This window comes from Geodermatophilus normandii, assembly GCF_003182485.1.
Classification (GTDB): domain Bacteria; phylum Actinomycetota; class Actinomycetes; order Mycobacteriales; family Geodermatophilaceae; genus Geodermatophilus; species Geodermatophilus normandii.
Map to the genome: position 1 here is coordinate 33,704 of NZ_QGTX01000001.1, position 14,349 is coordinate 48,052.

13 protein-coding genes are annotated in these 14,349 nt (G+C 76.8%); 5 read left to right on the forward strand and 8 right to left on the reverse strand.

Features of this window, described 5'->3' with window-relative positions; translation table 11 throughout:
- Positions 1-2: 2 nt before the first annotated feature.
- Complete coding sequence (locus JD79_RS00200) at positions 3-1,157, reverse strand: MFS transporter (protein WP_110003904.1); 1,155 nt, start codon at positions 1,155-1,157, stop codon at positions 3-5.
- Positions 1,158-1,235: 78 nt separating this feature from the next.
- Between JD79_RS00200 and JD79_RS00205 the strand changes: the two genes are divergently transcribed.
- Positions 1,236-1,763 (forward strand): DUF488 domain-containing protein, encoded by a 528-nt coding sequence (locus JD79_RS00205; protein ID WP_110007266.1) that lies wholly within the window; start codon positions 1,236-1,238, stop codon positions 1,761-1,763.
- 18 nt (positions 1,764-1,781) lie between these two features.
- Here JD79_RS00205 and JD79_RS00210 read toward each other — a convergent pair whose 3' ends face one another.
- The 3 genes from JD79_RS00210 to JD79_RS00220 form a co-directional block, all read right to left on the reverse strand.
- Complete coding sequence (locus JD79_RS00210; protein WP_110003905.1) at positions 1,782-4,100, reverse strand: FHA domain-containing protein; 2,319 nt, start codon at positions 4,098-4,100, stop codon at positions 1,782-1,784.
- 217 nt (positions 4,101-4,317) lie between these two features.
- Positions 4,318-5,943 carry an L-glutamate gamma-semialdehyde dehydrogenase gene (pruA, locus tag JD79_RS00215; RefSeq protein WP_110003906.1) on the reverse strand — a complete coding sequence of 542 codons (1,626 nt, stop codon included), beginning with the start codon at positions 5,941-5,943 and terminating at the stop codon, positions 4,318-4,320.
- 51 nt (positions 5,944-5,994) lie between these two features.
- On the reverse strand, positions 5,995-6,924 hold the full coding sequence (locus JD79_RS00220; protein WP_110003907.1) for a proline dehydrogenase family protein: 930 nt from the start codon (positions 6,922-6,924) through the stop codon (positions 5,995-5,997).
- Positions 6,925-7,032: 108 nt separating this feature from the next.
- Between JD79_RS00220 and JD79_RS00225 the strand changes: the two genes are divergently transcribed.
- Positions 7,033-8,142 carry a PucR family transcriptional regulator gene (locus JD79_RS00225; protein WP_110003908.1) on the forward strand — a complete coding sequence of 370 codons (1,110 nt, stop codon included), beginning with the start codon at positions 7,033-7,035 and terminating at the stop codon, positions 8,140-8,142.
- A 4-nt stretch (positions 8,143-8,146) separates the two neighbouring features.
- Here the strand turns inward: JD79_RS00225 and JD79_RS00230 are convergent, their stop codons facing one another.
- On the reverse strand, positions 8,147-8,620 hold the full coding sequence (locus JD79_RS00230; RefSeq protein WP_110003909.1) for a DUF2867 domain-containing protein: 474 nt from the start codon (positions 8,618-8,620) through the stop codon (positions 8,147-8,149).
- 83 nt (positions 8,621-8,703) lie between these two features.
- On the opposite strand from JD79_RS00230, the gene JD79_RS00235 reads away from it, so the two are divergent.
- The 3 genes from JD79_RS00235 (at position 8,704) to JD79_RS00245 (ending at position 12,337) form a co-directional block, all read left to right on the forward strand.
- The gene (locus JD79_RS00235) at positions 8,704-9,261 is read left to right on the forward strand and encodes a TetR/AcrR family transcriptional regulator (protein WP_110003910.1); all 558 of its coding nucleotides are present in this window, start codon (positions 8,704-8,706) and stop codon (positions 9,259-9,261) included.
- 80 nt (positions 9,262-9,341) lie between these two features.
- Positions 9,342-9,980, forward strand: a complete 639-nt coding sequence (locus tag JD79_RS00240) for a biliverdin-producing heme oxygenase (protein WP_110003911.1) — start codon at positions 9,342-9,344, stop codon at positions 9,978-9,980.
- The gene (locus JD79_RS00245) at positions 9,977-12,337 is read left to right on the forward strand and encodes a SpoIIE family protein phosphatase (RefSeq protein ID WP_110007267.1); all 2,361 of its coding nucleotides are present in this window, start codon (positions 9,977-9,979) and stop codon (positions 12,335-12,337) included. The genes JD79_RS00240 and JD79_RS00245 overlap by 4 nt, the downstream gene beginning before the upstream one ends.
- A 30-nt stretch (positions 12,338-12,367) precedes the next feature.
- Here the strand turns inward: JD79_RS00245 and JD79_RS00250 are convergent, their stop codons facing one another.
- From JD79_RS00250 to JD79_RS00260, 3 genes are all read right to left on the reverse strand, one after another.
- Positions 12,368-12,622 carry a hypothetical protein gene (locus tag JD79_RS00250; protein ID WP_110003912.1) on the reverse strand — a complete coding sequence of 85 codons (255 nt, stop codon included), beginning with the start codon at positions 12,620-12,622 and terminating at the stop codon, positions 12,368-12,370.
- Positions 12,623-12,633: 11 nt separating this feature from the next.
- On the reverse strand, positions 12,634-13,407 hold the full coding sequence (locus JD79_RS00255; RefSeq protein ID WP_110003913.1) for an SDR family NAD(P)-dependent oxidoreductase: 774 nt from the start codon (positions 13,405-13,407) through the stop codon (positions 12,634-12,636).
- Positions 13,408-13,501: 94 nt separating this feature from the next.
- On the reverse strand, positions 13,502-14,284 hold the full coding sequence (locus JD79_RS00260) for a polysaccharide deacetylase family protein (RefSeq protein ID WP_110003914.1): 783 nt from the start codon (positions 14,282-14,284) through the stop codon (positions 13,502-13,504).
- Positions 14,285-14,349: the final 65 nt, after the last annotated feature.

Sequence of the window (14,349 nt, forward strand, 5' to 3'; positions counted from 1 at the left end):
GGTCAGGCCGGCCGGGTCGCCGTCCGCGCCAGCGGCAGCCCGACGAGCAGCAGGCCGGCGACGAGCACGAGGGTCCACGGCAGGCCGACGCCGGCCGCGACCAGCCCGAGGACCAGCGCGCCGATGGCCGTGCCGGTGTCGAACGAGGCGTTCCACATCGCGCTGGCCGCCGTCGACCCGCCCTCCCCCGCGCGGGCGAAGGCGGTGACCAGCGTCAGGTTCTGCACCGCGCCGTAGCCGGCGCCGAACACCGCCGCACCGGCCAGCACGACGGCGTCGGCGGTGCCCAGGCCCAGCGCCACGGCGGCCAGCCCGGCCGCCCCCACCGCCAGCGCCCCCGGCAGCAGCCGCCCGGTGCCGAGCCGGTCGGCCAGCAGGCCGGCCCGCCAGCGGGTCAGCGCGCCGGTGACGCCGAACAGGAGCAGGGCGGCCGTGGCGAGGGCGCCGTCGGGGCGCTCGATCGGCAGGAACGTCAGCAGCCCGCCGCCGGCGAGGGTGACCAGCAGCAGCACCGCCGAGGGCGCCAGCGCGGACCGCACCGCCGCGCGGGAGGACCCGCCGGCCGCGCCCTCCCAGTGCACGGTGCGTGCCAGCTGCGGGACCAGCGGCACGGCCAGCACCGGCGCGGCCGACAGCCAGGCCAGCCAGCCGGCGTGCCCGTCGAGGACCAGGGCGACGCCGGCGGGCACGGCCAGCAGGTTGGGGACGGCGATCGCCAGCCCGTAGAGGCCGATCGACTCCCCACGGCGCTCCGGCGGCGCCACCTGCGCGGCGAGCACCGCGCCGAGGACGGTCAGCACGGCGAACCCCGCGCCGCGCACCGCCGAGACCGCCGACAGCCACAGGACGCCGTCGCCGAGCACGTAGAGCGGCGACGGCGCACCCAGGGCGAGCAGGCCGCCGGCGAGCACCGGCCCGAGGCCGAACCGCGCGGTCAGGGCGGGGACAACCGACTGGCCGGCGACGGTGACCAGCAGGAAGACGGCGGTGACGACGCCGGCGGTGTCGGCCGAGGCGCCGCTCGCGACCGCGTACGCCGGGAGCGAGGCCAGCGTCAGGCAGTAGCCGACGAAGCCGAGCCCGGTCGCGCCCACCAGCGCGCGCATCGCCGGCAGCCGCCACAGCGAGCCCCGCGGCGTCGTCGTCCCCCTGGTCACACCGCTCCCCTCCGCGGGCGTCCTCACCCGGCCGTCCAGCATGACCCGCCGTCAGCGGCGCGTGGGTAGGGGGTGCCCGTGCTGCTCACCGTGGGCCACGGGCCCGACGACCGGACCGCGCTCGGGGCCCGGCTGCGGGGCGCCGGCGTGGAGCGGCTGGTCGACGTCCGCCGCTTCCCGGGCAGCCGCAGCAACCCCGACGTCCGCCGCGAGGAGCTCGCCGGCTGGCTGCCCGACGCCGGCATCGGTTACCGGTGGGAGGAGCGCCTCGGCGGCCGCCGCCGGCTGCCGCCGGGCGAGCCGGTGACCGACGGCTGGTGGACCGTCGGGCAGTTCGCCGCCTACGCCGCGCACACCCGGACGCCGGAGTTCGCCGCGGCGCTCGACGAGGTGCTCGGCGAGGCGGCCGCGGCGACCGTCGCCGTCATGTGCAGCGAGAGCGTGTGGTGGCGCTGCCACCGGCGGATCGTCGCCGACGTCGCCGTCCTGGCGCGGGGTGTGCCGGTGACCCACCTGATGCCCGACGGCCGGCTCGCGCCGCACGTGCCCTCCGCCGGCGCCGTGCTCGCCGAGGACGGCGCGGTGCACTGGCCGGGGCCGGGGTGACCGCCGGCCCCGGGCAGGTCAGCGCGGACCGCTGGAGCGCGCCACCGAGCGGGCCAGCGCCCAGGCGGTCAGGGCCAGGAACACCGCCGCCTGGGCGGCGAGCACCCCGAGGTCCAGAGCCCAGCGCGCCGCGGTGGGCGTGAACAGCGGGTCCGGCTGGGGGCCGGCCAGCGGCTGCAGCTGGGACGTCGAGGCCATCGCGGCGTAGCCGGCCCGGGCGGGCAGCACCCAGGCGAACTGCTCCAGGCCGGCCCGGCCGGCCACCGGGAACAGGCCGCCGCAGAAGACCAGCTGCCCCATGACGAGGGCGACGAGCGCCGGCATGGTCTGGTCGGTGGACCTCGCGAGCGCGGAGACGGCCAGCGCGGCGATGGCCATCGTCACGCCCACCGCGGCCGCGGCCACGGCGATCTCGAGCCGGCCCCAGGGCAGCACCCGCGGGTCGTCGGGCCCCGGCAGCCCGACGAGGGCCAGCAGCGTGAACGCCACCGACTGCAGCGCCACCGCCCCGCCCAGGACGACGACCTTGCTGGCCAGGTAGGCGGCGGGCGAGAGGCCGACGGCGTGCTCGCGGCGGTAGATCGGACGCTCCGCGACGAACTCCCGGACCGCGAGCGCGGTGCCCATCAGCGCCGCGCCCACGACCAGCACGATGATCCGCTGCTGCGCCTCGGCGGGGTCCCCGCCGGCGGCGCGCACCGACAGTCCGCCCTCTCCCGGGAAGGCGTGCGCCATCAGCGCGAGGAGCGCCGGCATCCCGACGAGCAGGGCCAGGAAGAGCCGGTCGGCGGCCACGACGGCGAGGTTGCGCCGGACGAGCGTGACCAGCTGGCGGACCGGGGCCGGCCGCATCGGCGGGGGCGCCTCGCCGGCCGGCGGCGGCATCGGGCCCGCCACGGACGTCGCGCCCACGTAGTCCCGGCGCAGCGACGACCCGGCGAAGCGGCCGACCCACCCGGGATCGTCGAGCGCGCGGAAGACCGCCGCGTGGTCGGGCACCCCGAAGAAGGTCAGCAGCTGCTCCGGCGGGCCGTAGAAGGCGACCCGGCCCCCGGTTGCGAGCAGCAGCACCCGGTCGCACTGGTCCAGGGCGAGCACGCTGTGGGTGACGACGAGGACGACCCGGCCGGCGTCGGCGAGTGCCCGCAGCCCCTCCATGACCTGCCGGTCGAGCCCGGGGTCCAGGCCGGAGGTGGGCTCGTCGAGGAAGAGCAGCTGCGGCGCGGTGAGCAGTTCCAGCGCGATCGACGTGCGCTTGCGCTGGCCACCCGAGAGGGAGTCGATCCGCTGGTCGATCTGCTCGGTGAGGCCCACCTCCGCGAGGACCCGGCGCACCCGCTCGTCGCGGTCGGCGGCGGGAGTGTCCTGCGGCAGCCGGAGGCGCGCGGCGAACCCGAGCGCCCGACGGACGGTGAGCTGCCGGTGCAGGACGTCGTCCTGGGGCACGAGTCCGATCTGGTGGCGCAGGTGGTCGTACTCCGCGTAGAGGTCCCGGCCGTCCCACGTCACCCGCCCCATCCCGGCCGGGCGCAGGCCGGTGAGCGCGCCCAGCAGCGTGGACTTGCCGGCGCCGGAGGGGCCGATGACCGCCACCAGCTGGCCCGCGCGGACGGTGAGCGAGACGTCGTCGAGCAGGCGCTTGCCGCCCCGGGTGGCCACGGCGAGGTGGCGGGCGCTGAAGGTCGGGGTGCGCCGCCCGGGGAGGGTGGCCACGCGCCCGTCCCAGGTGATCGTCGTGCCGCCGACCCCGATCGTGTCGCCGGGGGTCAGGGCCGCCGGGGCCGACAACCGGGACCCGTTGAGGTGCGTGCCGTTGGAGCTGCCCAGGTCCCTGACCAGGGCGGTGCCGGGTCCGGTGACGGAGATCGCGGCGTGGCGGCGCGACACCATGGGGTCCCCGGCGACGACGAGGTCGCAGCCGGGGTCCCGACCGATGACGACGACCCGCTCCGCGGCCGACGCGGCGACCGCCGGGCGGCGGGGCGGGACGGGCGCGTACCGGATGAGCAGCTCCGGACCGGCGTCCCCGCCCACCCGCACTCGGTGCTCCGGCCCGGGCTCGAGCGGCCGCTCGGCGAAGCCGTGCCCGTCCGCCGTGCCGGGCGGGAGCACCGTCCCGTCGACGACCGTGCCGTTGCTGCTCCCGAGGTCCCGCAGCACCCAGGCCCGTCCCTCGTGCCGCAGCGCCAGGTGCATCCGGCTGACCTGGACGTCGGCCAGCTGCACGTCGCACCGCGGGTCCCGGCCGACCACCACCGGCCGCGACCCGTCGAAGGTCCACACCCGGCCGTCGACGGACAGCTGCAGGGCCGTGCCGTCCGGTGGTCGGTCGGTCATGACCGGGACTCCTCGCTCGGGGGCGTCGGGTCGAGGGCCTGGCGTCCCTGCGCTGCCAGGACCGCCCGGCACGGTCCCCGCCGGTCCCGGTCGGCGTCAACCGCCCCCCGGCCGCCGCTCCCGCCGGACACCGCCGGCCGGGGCCCCGGCCTGCACGCCGTCACGCTGCGCCCCGGGCCGGGTCCGGTCCGGCACCCCGCCGCCGACCGCCGGGCGGTCAGCCCATGTGCGGGTAGCGGTGGTCGGTCGGCGGGTCGAACGTCTCCTTGATCGAGCGGGTCGACGTCCAGCGCTGCAGGTTCTGCGCCGCGCCGGCCTTGTCGTTGGTGCCCGAGGCGCGCCCGCCGCCGAAGGGCTGCTGGCCCACGACGGCGCCGGTCGGCTTGTCGTTGACGTAGAAGTTGCCCGCCGCGAAGCGCAGGACGCGCTGGGCGTGCGCGATCGCCGCGCGGTCCTGGGCGACGACCGCGCCGGTCAGCGCGTACGGCGCCGCCGACTCCATCTGGGTGAGCACCGCGTCGTAGTCGGCGTCGTCGTAGACGTGCACCGCCAGCACCGGGCCGAAGTACTCGGTGGTGAAGACCTCGTGGCCGGGGTCGGTGCCCTCGATGACCGTCGGGCGCACGAAGAAGCCCTCGGAGTCGTCCTTCTGCCCGCCCGCCACGATCGACAGCGCGGGGTCGTCGTCGACGCGGTCGATGACGCCGGAGAGCTTGGCGTACGACCTGCGGTCGATCACCGCGCCCATGAAGTTCGAGAAGTCGGTGACGTCGCCCACCGGGAGGGACTCGGTGACGCCGACCAGGTCGTCGCGCAGCCGCGTCCACACCGACCGCGGCACGTAGGCGCGCGAGGCCGCCGAGCACTTCTGCCCCTGGTACTCGAACGCGCCGCGGACCAGCGCGGTGCGCAGCACGTCGACGTCGGCCGAGGGGTGGGCGACGACGAAGTCCTTGCCGCCGGTCTCCCCGACGATCCGCGGGTAGCCGCGGTAGGAGGAGATGCGCTCCCCCACCGTGCGCCACAGGTGCTGGAACACCGGGGTCGACCCGGTGAAGTGGATGCCGGCGAGGTCGCGGTCGGCCAGCGCGACGTCGGAGACGGCGATCCCGTCGCCGGTGACCATGTTGACGACGCCCGGGGGCAGGCCCGCCTCCTCGAGCAGCCGCATGAGGAAGTGCGCGGCGAACTGCTGGGTGGGCGCGGGCTTCCACACCACGGTGTTGCCCATGAGCGCCGGCGCGGTGGGCAGGTTGCCGGCGATCGCGGTGAAGTTGAACGGCGTGACGGCGTAGACGAAGCCCTCGAGCGGGCGGTGGTCGCTGCGGTTCCACACGCCGGGCGCGGACTCCGGTTGGGCGGAGAGGATCTCGCGGGCGAAGTGCACGTTCCAGCGCCAGAAGTCGACGAGCTCGCACGCGGAGTCGATCTCGGCCTGGTACGCGGTCTTCGACTGCCCGAGCATCGTGGCGGCGTTGAGCGTCTGCCGCCACGGCCCGGCCAGCAGCTCGGCCGCGCGCAGGAACACCGCGGCACGGTCGTCGAAGGACAGCTCCTGCCAGCCCGGCGCGGCGGCCTTGGCGGCGGCCACGGCCTCCTCGGCGTCGGCGTGCGTGGCGTTGGCGGCGGTCCCGAGGACGGCGGCGTGCCGGTGCGGCTGGACGACGTCGAACCGCTCGCCGCCGGCCATCCGCTGCTTGTCGCCGATGGTCACGGTCAGCTCGAGCGGGTCGGCGGCCAGCTCGGCGAGGCGGGCCTCGAGCGCGGCGCGCTCGGGCGCCCCGGGTGCGTAGGTCAGCACCGGCTCGTTGCGCGGCGGGGGGACGCGGGTGGTGCCGTCCATGGGGTCCTCCTGGGGAGAGGCGGCAGGAACGGCCGTTCCTGCCGCGGGGGGTCAGCGGGAGACGAGGGCGCGGAGGAAGAAGCGCAGGTTGGCCGGGCGCTCGGCCAGCCGGCGGACGAGGTAGCCGTACCAGTCGGCGCCGTACGGGACGTAGGCCCGCACGCGGGTGCCGGCCGCGGCGAGCCGGCGCTGCTCGTCGACCCGGATGCCGTGCAGCATCTGCACCTCCCACGAGTCGGCGGCGCGCCCGTGCTCGGCGGCCAGCCGCTGCGCCAGCGCGAGCATCGCCGGGTCGTGGCTGCCCACCATGGGGTAGCCCGGCCCGCGCATGAGGACGCCGAGGCAGCGGGCGTAGGCGGCGTCGACGTCGTGGCGGCCCTGGTGGGCCACCGACGGCGGCTCGTCGTAGGCGCCCTTGACCAGCCGCACGCGCGAGCCCGGGGTGGCGAGCGCGGCGGCGTCGTCCTCGGTGCGGTGCAGCGCGGCCTGCAGCACCGCACCGGTCTGCGGGTGCTCGCGGCGCAGCTCGGCGAGGACGGCGAGGGTGGCGTCGACGGTGGAGGACTCCTCCATGTCGAGGGTGACCGTGGTGCCGATCCGCGCGGCGCACTCCACCACCGGCCGGACCAGCTCCAGCGACAGGTCCTCCCCGCCCGGCAGCGCCTGCCCGAAGGCGGAGAGCTTGACCGACACCTCCGCGCGCGGGCCGAGGTCCAGCGGCGCGAGCGCCTCGAGCAGGGCCAGGTAGGCGTCGCGGGAGGCGCGCGCCTCGCCGGGGTCGGTCACGTCCTCGCCGAGGTGGTCGAGGGTGACCTCGATGCCCTCGCCGGTCAGCCGGCCGACGACGGTCAGCGCCTCGGGCAGCGTCTCCCCGGCCACGAACCGCTCGACCACCCTGCGGGTGACCGGGGTGCCCACGAGCACGCGGCGCAGCGCGGGGCGGCGGGAGGCCCCCAGCAGCAGGGTCTTCGTGGAGAGCACGCACCCACCTCCGTCGTCGTCCGTGACCCCAGACGCTAGGAGCGCGCGGCCCCGCCCACCAGCGACGGACGTACGGATTCCCGCAGCCCGCTCTCATACAGTCGTACGGTGCGCGACGACCTGCAGGACGTGGTGGACGAGGTCGCCCGGCTGCTCGGGGCCCCGGCCACGCTCGAGGACGTCGACTTCACCCTGCTCGCCTTCGCCGCTCACCCGCTCGACGACGGCGAGACCGCGATGGACGCCGTCCGCACCCGCTCGATCCTGGGCCGCGGCTCCGCCCCGGCCACGCGCCGCTGGTTCGAGGACCTCGGCATCGCCCGTGCGGAGCGCCCGGTGCGCACGCCCGCCGACCCCGCCGCCGGGATCCTCACCCGCCTCCTGCTGCCCGTGCGGTCCGGCGGCCGCACCCTCGGCTACCTCTGGCTGCTCGACGGCGGCCGCACCGACCCCGACGACGACGCCGACCCGGCGCTGGCCGCCGCGGTCGCCCTCGCCGCCCGCGCCGGGCGGCTGCTGGCCGGGCGGGACGACGACGGAGAGGTCGGCGACGCCCTGGCCGCGGCGCTCACCGGCACCACCGCCGCGCGCGAGCGGGCGCAGCGGACGCTGACCGCCCGCCTCGGCGAGGACACCCCGCTGGCCCTCGTGGCACTGCGCCCGCCGCCGGGCGGCCTGCCCGGGGGGTGGCGGCTGCCCCCGGCCGCGGCGGTGGTGGCCGGCGGGGACCCCGCCGTCGCCGTCCTCGTGCGGCTGGCCCGCGCCGGCGACCTGCGCCCGGCCGCGACCACCGCGTCGGCCGCGCTGGCCCGGCTGCCGGGCGCCTCCGCCGGGGTGTCGGAGCCGGCCACCGGCCCGGCCGACCTGGTCGCGCGCTGGGCGCAGGCGCACACGGCGGCCCGGGTCGCGGCCGTGGCGCCGGGGCTCGCACCCGTGGCCCGGTGGTGCGAACTCGGCGGCTGGCGGGTCGCGGCGGCGCTGCCGGCGCCCGACCCGGCGGTGGCGCCGCTGCTGGCCGACCCGGTCATGGCCGCCACCGCCGAGGCCTACCTCGACGCGGCCGGCAGCGTCGTCCGGACCTCGGCGGTCCTGTCGGTGCACCGCCAGACGCTGTACTACCGGCTGGGCCGGATCACCGCGCTCACCGGCCTCGACCTCGCCGACGGCGACACCCGGCTCCTGGTGCACGCCTCGCTGCGCCGCGCGCGGCTGCCCTGAGCCGTCAGCCCCGGGACCGCAGCCGGCGCTCGGCGTCGCGGAGCACCCGGGGCACCAGCCGGCGGTGGACGGCGGACGCCGGCGGCCACACGACCCGGCCGCGGAGGCCCTCGGTGTGCAGGCAGGTCGTCCACGACACGCGGCCGGGCCCGGTCTCGACGTGCATCTCGGCGCGGAGGAACGGGGACGCCGTGTCGAGCCGGACGGCGTCCGCGGTGCGCGCGCCGACCCGCCACCCGCCCACGGTGTCCGGCGAGCGCCCGGAGCTCAGCCGGAAGCCGAGCAGGCCGCGCCAGATGGCCGTCTCCGCCGCGCTCGGGACGTCGCCGAACATCGCCCGCGCCCACTGCTCGGGGGTTGCCCGCACGTCGGTGGGCAGGTCGAACCGGTCGGCGTAGTCGATCGCGGGCAGCGAGCTGGCCGCACGGAGCGACGCGGGGACACCCCGCACCACCCCGGCACTGCTGAGGACGTCCACGGTCTGCCTCCTGTGTCGTATACGGTTCCGTACAGAGGACGCTAGCGCGTTTATACGGTGGCGTACAGAAGACAGGGGGTCCCGTGGCCAGGATCCGCACGACGCGTGAGCGGTGGATCGAGGAGGGCCTGCGGGCGCTGGCCGCCGGCGGTCCCGACGCCGTCCGCGTCGAGGCGCTGGCCAAGGACCTCGGCGTCACCAAGGGCGGGTTCTACGGGTCCTTCGCCGACCGGGACGCGCTCCTCGAGGCCATGCTCGACACCTGGGAGCGGGAGGCCACCGACGAGGTGCTCGCCCGCGTCGAGCGCGAGGGCGGCGATCCGCGCACCCGCATCACCCGCGCCGGCGTGCTCACCTTCTCCAGCGACCGGCTGCTGCCCCTGGACCTCGCGGTCCGCGACTGGGCCCGGCGCGACGCGGCGGTGGCCGAGCGCCTGCGCCGGGTGGACGAGCGGCGCATGGGGCTGCTCCGCGAGCTGATCGGCACGCTGTGCACCGATCCCGACGAGGTCGAGGCCCGCAGCCTGCTCGCCTTCTGCCTGGCCATCGGCGAGCACCTCCTCACCACCGGCCACGGCGACCGCACCCGGGCACAGGTCCTCGCCCGCGCCGCCGACCTGCTCGTCGCGCCGTCCTCCTGACCGGGACGGGCGAGACTGTTGCGTATCGCACCCGTCCTGCCGCGACGCTGTCCCGGGGGTGACCTACCCTCGGGGGGCTGATGGCTGCGGGAGGAGAGGCGTTGCCTCGAGACGCGGGCGGCGCCGGCGACGTCCTCCGGGACCTGCGCACGGCCACCGCCGCAGAGCACGAGCAGGTGGAGGCCCTCCTCGACCTGATGGACCCCGCGCTGGACCGCGACCGCCTGGTGGGCGTCCTCGCGCGGCTGCACGCCTTCTGGGCCGCGGCCGAGGCCGGGCTGGACGAGTGGGCCGCCCGGCACCGCACCGACGCCGCCGCCCTCGACTGGACCCGCCGCCGCCGCACCGGGCTGTACGCCGCCGACCTGGCAGCGCTCGGCGGCTCCACCGTCGACGACCGGCCGGACCTGCCCGCCGTCGGCGGCACCGACGAGGCGCTGGGGCGGCTCTACGTCCTGGAGGGCTCGACCCTCGGCGGCACCGTCATCGACCGCCACCTCGCCACCCTGCCCGGGCTCGCCGGCGGGCCCCGGGTGCGGGCGTTCAGCCCCTACGGCGGGGACACCGGCGCCATGTGGGCGGCGTTCCGCCGGTTCACCCGCGCCCACGTCGAGGGCGGCGGCGACGCCCGGCGCGTGGTCGACGCGGCGCGCCAGACCTTCGCCGTCCTCGCCGGGTGGTGCGCCCCGGCCGCCCGGGCGCGGGAGGCCTGCGCGTGACCGACGTCGACGCCACGTCCGGTCCCGATGTCGCGTGGCTGTCGCCGGACGAGCCGGTCGACCTCGACAACTGCGCCCGCGAGCCGATCCACGTCCCGGGCAGCATCCAGCCGCGCGGCGTGATGGTGGCCGTCAGCGAGCCCGATCTCGTCGTCGTGCAGGCCTCGGAGAACCTCGCCGGGCTGACCGGCGTCGTGTGGTCCGACGCGCTGGGCCGGCCGCTGGCCGACGTGCTCGGCGTGGCGCAGACCGGGGCCGTCGTCCGCTCGGCCAGCGCCTTCGGCGACCTGCGCGAGCGCAACCCGGTGGAGATCACCCTCGAGGTCGACGGCGACCCCGTGCCGGTGGACGCGATCCTGCACCGCGCCGTGCTCTCCGGCGGCCGCGACGAGCACGGGCAGCCCCGCGACGGCAGCCCGCCGCTGACCAACCTCGTCGTGGAGCTGGAGCCGTCGCGCGGGCCGCGGCCGTTCTCCTTCCCGAACACCTACCAGGCGGTGCGCGGGACGGTCGCCGAGCTGAACCGGGCCTCCTCGCTGCAGGACCTCTACGACATCACCGCCCGCGCGATCCGCAGCCTCACCGGGTTCGACCGGGTGATGGTCTACCGCTACGACGCCGACTACAACGGCGAGGTCGTGGCCGAGGCGAGGGCCGAGCACCTCAACTCCTTCCTCGGCCTGCACTACCCCGCCTCGGACATCCCGGCGCAGGCGCGGGCGCTGTACGAGAAGAACTGGATCCGGCTGATCAGCGACGTCGACTACGTCCCCAGCCGCCTGCAGCCGGTCGCCCACCCGGCCATCGGCCGCCCGCTGGACCTCACCTACTCGACGCTGCGCAGCGTCTCCCCCATCCACGTCGAGTACCTGCAGAACATGGGCGTGCGCGCCTCGATGTCGATCTCGCTGCTGCGCGACGACCGGCTGTGGGGGCTCATCGCCTGCCACCACTACTCCGGCCCGCACCAGCCGCCCTACGCCACCCGGGCCGCCGCGGAGTTCCTGGGCTCGACGCTGTCGCTGCGGCTGGTCGACCGCACCGCCGAGGACGAGGTGCACCGGGCGCTGCAGGTCCGCTCCACCCTGGCCTGGCTGACCGCGGCCACCCTCGACGAGGACCGCCCGCTGGCCGACACGCTGCTCGGCACCACCAGCCTGCTCGACGTCCTGCCCGCCGACGGCGTCAGCGTCTGCCTGCAGGGCAGCACCGGCACCAAGGGCGCCGAGCTGCCGGACGACGTCGTCGAGCGGGTCGTCGCCTGGGCCGTCGCGCGCGGCGGCGACGTGGTGGCCACCGACGCCCTGCAGCGCGAGGCGCCGGAGCTCGGCATCCCGGTCGACGTCGCCTGCGGCGTGCTGGTGCTGCCGCTGCCCGACGGCCAGCACGTGCTGTGGCACCGCCGCGAGGCCGTGCGGCACGTCGACTGGGGCGGCGACCCGCACAACAAGGCCCTGGCCGAGCGCGAGGGCGACGACGTCCGGCTCAGCCCGCGCAAGAGCTTCGACCGCTGGCGGGAGACCGTCCGCGACCGCTCCCTGCCGTGGACGGCGCAGGAGCGCGCCGAGGTGCTGCAGCTGCGCGGCAACCTGCTGGAGGCCCTCTACGCCCGCTCCCGCAGCATCGTGCGCGCCGCGGAGACGCTGCAGCGCAGCCTGCTGTCCGAGCCGCCGGAGCCCGACTCGCTGGAGATGGCGGTGCGCTACGTGCCCGCCACGCGGGAGGCCCAGGTCGGCGGCGACTGGTACGACGTCTTCGTCCAGCCCGACGGCTCGACCATGCTGGTCATCGGCGACGTCGTCGGGCACGACGTGCAGGCCGCCGCGTGCATGGCGCAGCTGCGCGGGCTGCTCCGCGGGATCGCCTACGACAGCGGCCAGAGCCCCGCGCAGGTGCTCGCCCGCCTCGACGCGGCGATCGAGGGGCTGGGTCTGGGCGCCATGGCCACCGTGCTGGTCGGCCGGCTGGAGCAGACCGACGACGAGCGCGCGGCCGGGGTCAGCCGGCTGCGCTGGGCCAGTGCCGGCCACCTGCCGCCGCTGGTCGTCGGCCCCGACGGCACCGGCACCACGCTCACCGGCGGGCGCCCGGGCCTGCTGCTGGGCGTGAGCCCGCAGGCGGTGCGCGCCGACGCCGAGGTGGTGCTCGCGCACGGCTCGACCGTCCTGCTCTACACCGACGGCCTCGTCGAGCGCCGCGCCGAGGGCTTCGACGACGGCGTCGCCCGGCTGGGGCAGGCCCTCGCCGAGCTGCGCGGGCGGCCGGTCGGCGAGGTGTGCGACGAGGTGCTCGCGCGGATGGTCCCCGACGGCGCCGAGGACGACGTCGCGCTGGTCGCCGTCCGCCTGCTCGGCTGAGCGGCCCCGCGGACCGGGGCCGCTCAGGCGTCACTCCGGGTCGCTGAACTCCGCAGTCAGCCCGTCGTCCTGCGGGCCGCCGTCGTCGGGCAGCGGAGCCTCGTCCTCGGCGGCGCGCACCTGCGCCTCCGTGCCGGCGGGCGCGGCGTCGTCGACACCGCGCTCGAGCTCGGCGAGCAGGCGCTCCTCGTCGGGGCGCAGGTCGCCGGCGCCGAGGTGCTCGCCGGGCTGACCGGCGTCCGAGCCGGAGGCCATGCCGCTGTCGGGGAGGTCGGGATCAGTCATCGCAGGCCCTCTCAGCGGGGGAAGTTCGGCTCGAGGCGCGGCACGATCTGCATCTCCGGCACGAACGCGGCCGGGTGCAGCAGCAGCAGCGTGCGCACGGTGTCGGCCACCGCCGACGGCGGCATCATCAGGTGCCCCGGGATGCCCCACTGCTCCATCATCGGCGTGTCCATGGCGGCCGGGATGACGGCCTGCACCCGGCACGGGAAGGGCCGCTCGCTGCCGTCCTCCTGCGTCACGGCCTTCTCCCGCAGCTCGCGCTGGATGCAGCGGGTGGCGTTGAGGAAGCCGGCCTTGGACCCGTTGTAGGCGATGGCGCCGCTGCCCGAGGTGATCGCCGACAGCGACACGATGTGCACGACGTCGGCGGTGCGGCCCTCGGGCAGGTGCTGCACCCGCTTGACGAACTCGCTGGTCAGGAAGATCGGCCCCTCGCAGTTGACCGCCATGACCCGGCGGTAGTCGTCGAGGTCGATGTCGGTGACGTAGCCCGGCCGGTCGATGCCGGCCACGTTGACCAGGACGTCGAAGGCGTCGCCGTGCTGCTCGAAGAGCTGGGCCACCACCGCGCGGCGGCTGGCGTCGTCGGTCACGTCGAGCGCGACGACGTCGGCACTGCCCCCGGCGTCGGCCACCAGCGCCCGGGTGCGCTCGCTGCCGTCGGCGTCGATGTCCGCGACGACGACGTGCGCCCCCGCCTCGGCCAGCGACACGCACGTCGCCCGGCCCAGCCCGCTGGCCCCGCCGGTGACCAGCGCCACGCGGCCCTTGAGCTCCCCTGCCACCCGTTCCTCCGTCCTCCGGCCCCGGCGGGGCCGTGATCACGATCCGTGCCGCCACTCTCGCCGACGTGGCCCGGACCCGCAGGTCGGGGCCGGCTCAGGCCGGGGAGGACCAGACGTCGGCGAGGGTCACCGTCTGCAGCTGCCGCGACTCGACGAGGGCGAGCAGCTGGTCGAGCACGGTGGTGATGGCCGGCTGGTTGGCGTGGCCGACGACGATCGCCTGCGCGGCGAACCACTGCTGCGCCGCGGCCATGAGCTCCTCCGCGCCGATCGCGCGGCCGTCGTCGAGGGTGCCGTTCCACAGCACGGTGGTCGGGTGGCCGACGTCGGCGGCGATCGCGTCGGTGCGCTCGTCGTGCGAGCCGAACGGCGGCCGCCAGAACGGGGTGGCCGTCACGCCGAGGGTGCGGCGCATGAAGTCCTGGTTGTGCCGCAGTTCCTCGGCCACCTCGGCGTCGGACAGCGTGGTCGCGTCCGGGTGGGACCAGGTGTGGTTGCCGAAGGCGACCTGGCCGGACTCGATGAGCGGCCACAGGTCGCGGGCGTTGTCGCCCCACGTGCGGTAGCTGCCGTTGGGGAAGAACGTCAGCCGCGTGCCGGTCTCGCGGGCGAGGGTGACCAGCGCCGCGACCACCTCGCCGTTGCTGCCGTCGTCGATGGTGAGGGCCAGCTGGTTGCCCGTGCCCGGCAGCCGGTCGACGACCCCGAGCGGCGCGGGCACGGCCACCAGGCCGCCCGGGCCGGTCGGGGTGGCCGGCGCGGCCGGCGGCGGCGCGACGGGGTCGGGGGCGCCGAGGTCCATCGCGGCGGCACCGCGGCCCACGGCCGCCCCGGCGAGCCCGGTGGCGAGCAGGAGGAGGAAGCCCCGGCGGTCCACGCGGCGGACGCTAGGTCGGCGCCCCGGCGCGTCCGGTGCAGCGACACGGCGCGGCGGGCGCGCCC

Coding starts and splice junctions, on each gene's coding strand:
- JD79_RS00210 (WP_110003905.1), bottom strand. CDS start 4,100: ATGACCGACCGACCACCGGACGGCACGGCCCTGCAGCTGTCCGTCGAC.
- pruA (WP_110003906.1), bottom strand. CDS start 5,943: ATGGACGGCACCACCCGCGTCCCCCCGCCGCGCAACGAGCCGGTGCTG.
- JD79_RS00240 (WP_110003911.1), top strand. CDS start 9,342: ATGGCTGCGGGAGGAGAGGCGTTGCCTCGAGACGCGGGCGGCGCCGGC.
- JD79_RS00250 (WP_110003912.1), bottom strand. CDS start 12,622: ATGACTGATCCCGACCTCCCCGACAGCGGCATGGCCTCCGGCTCGGAC.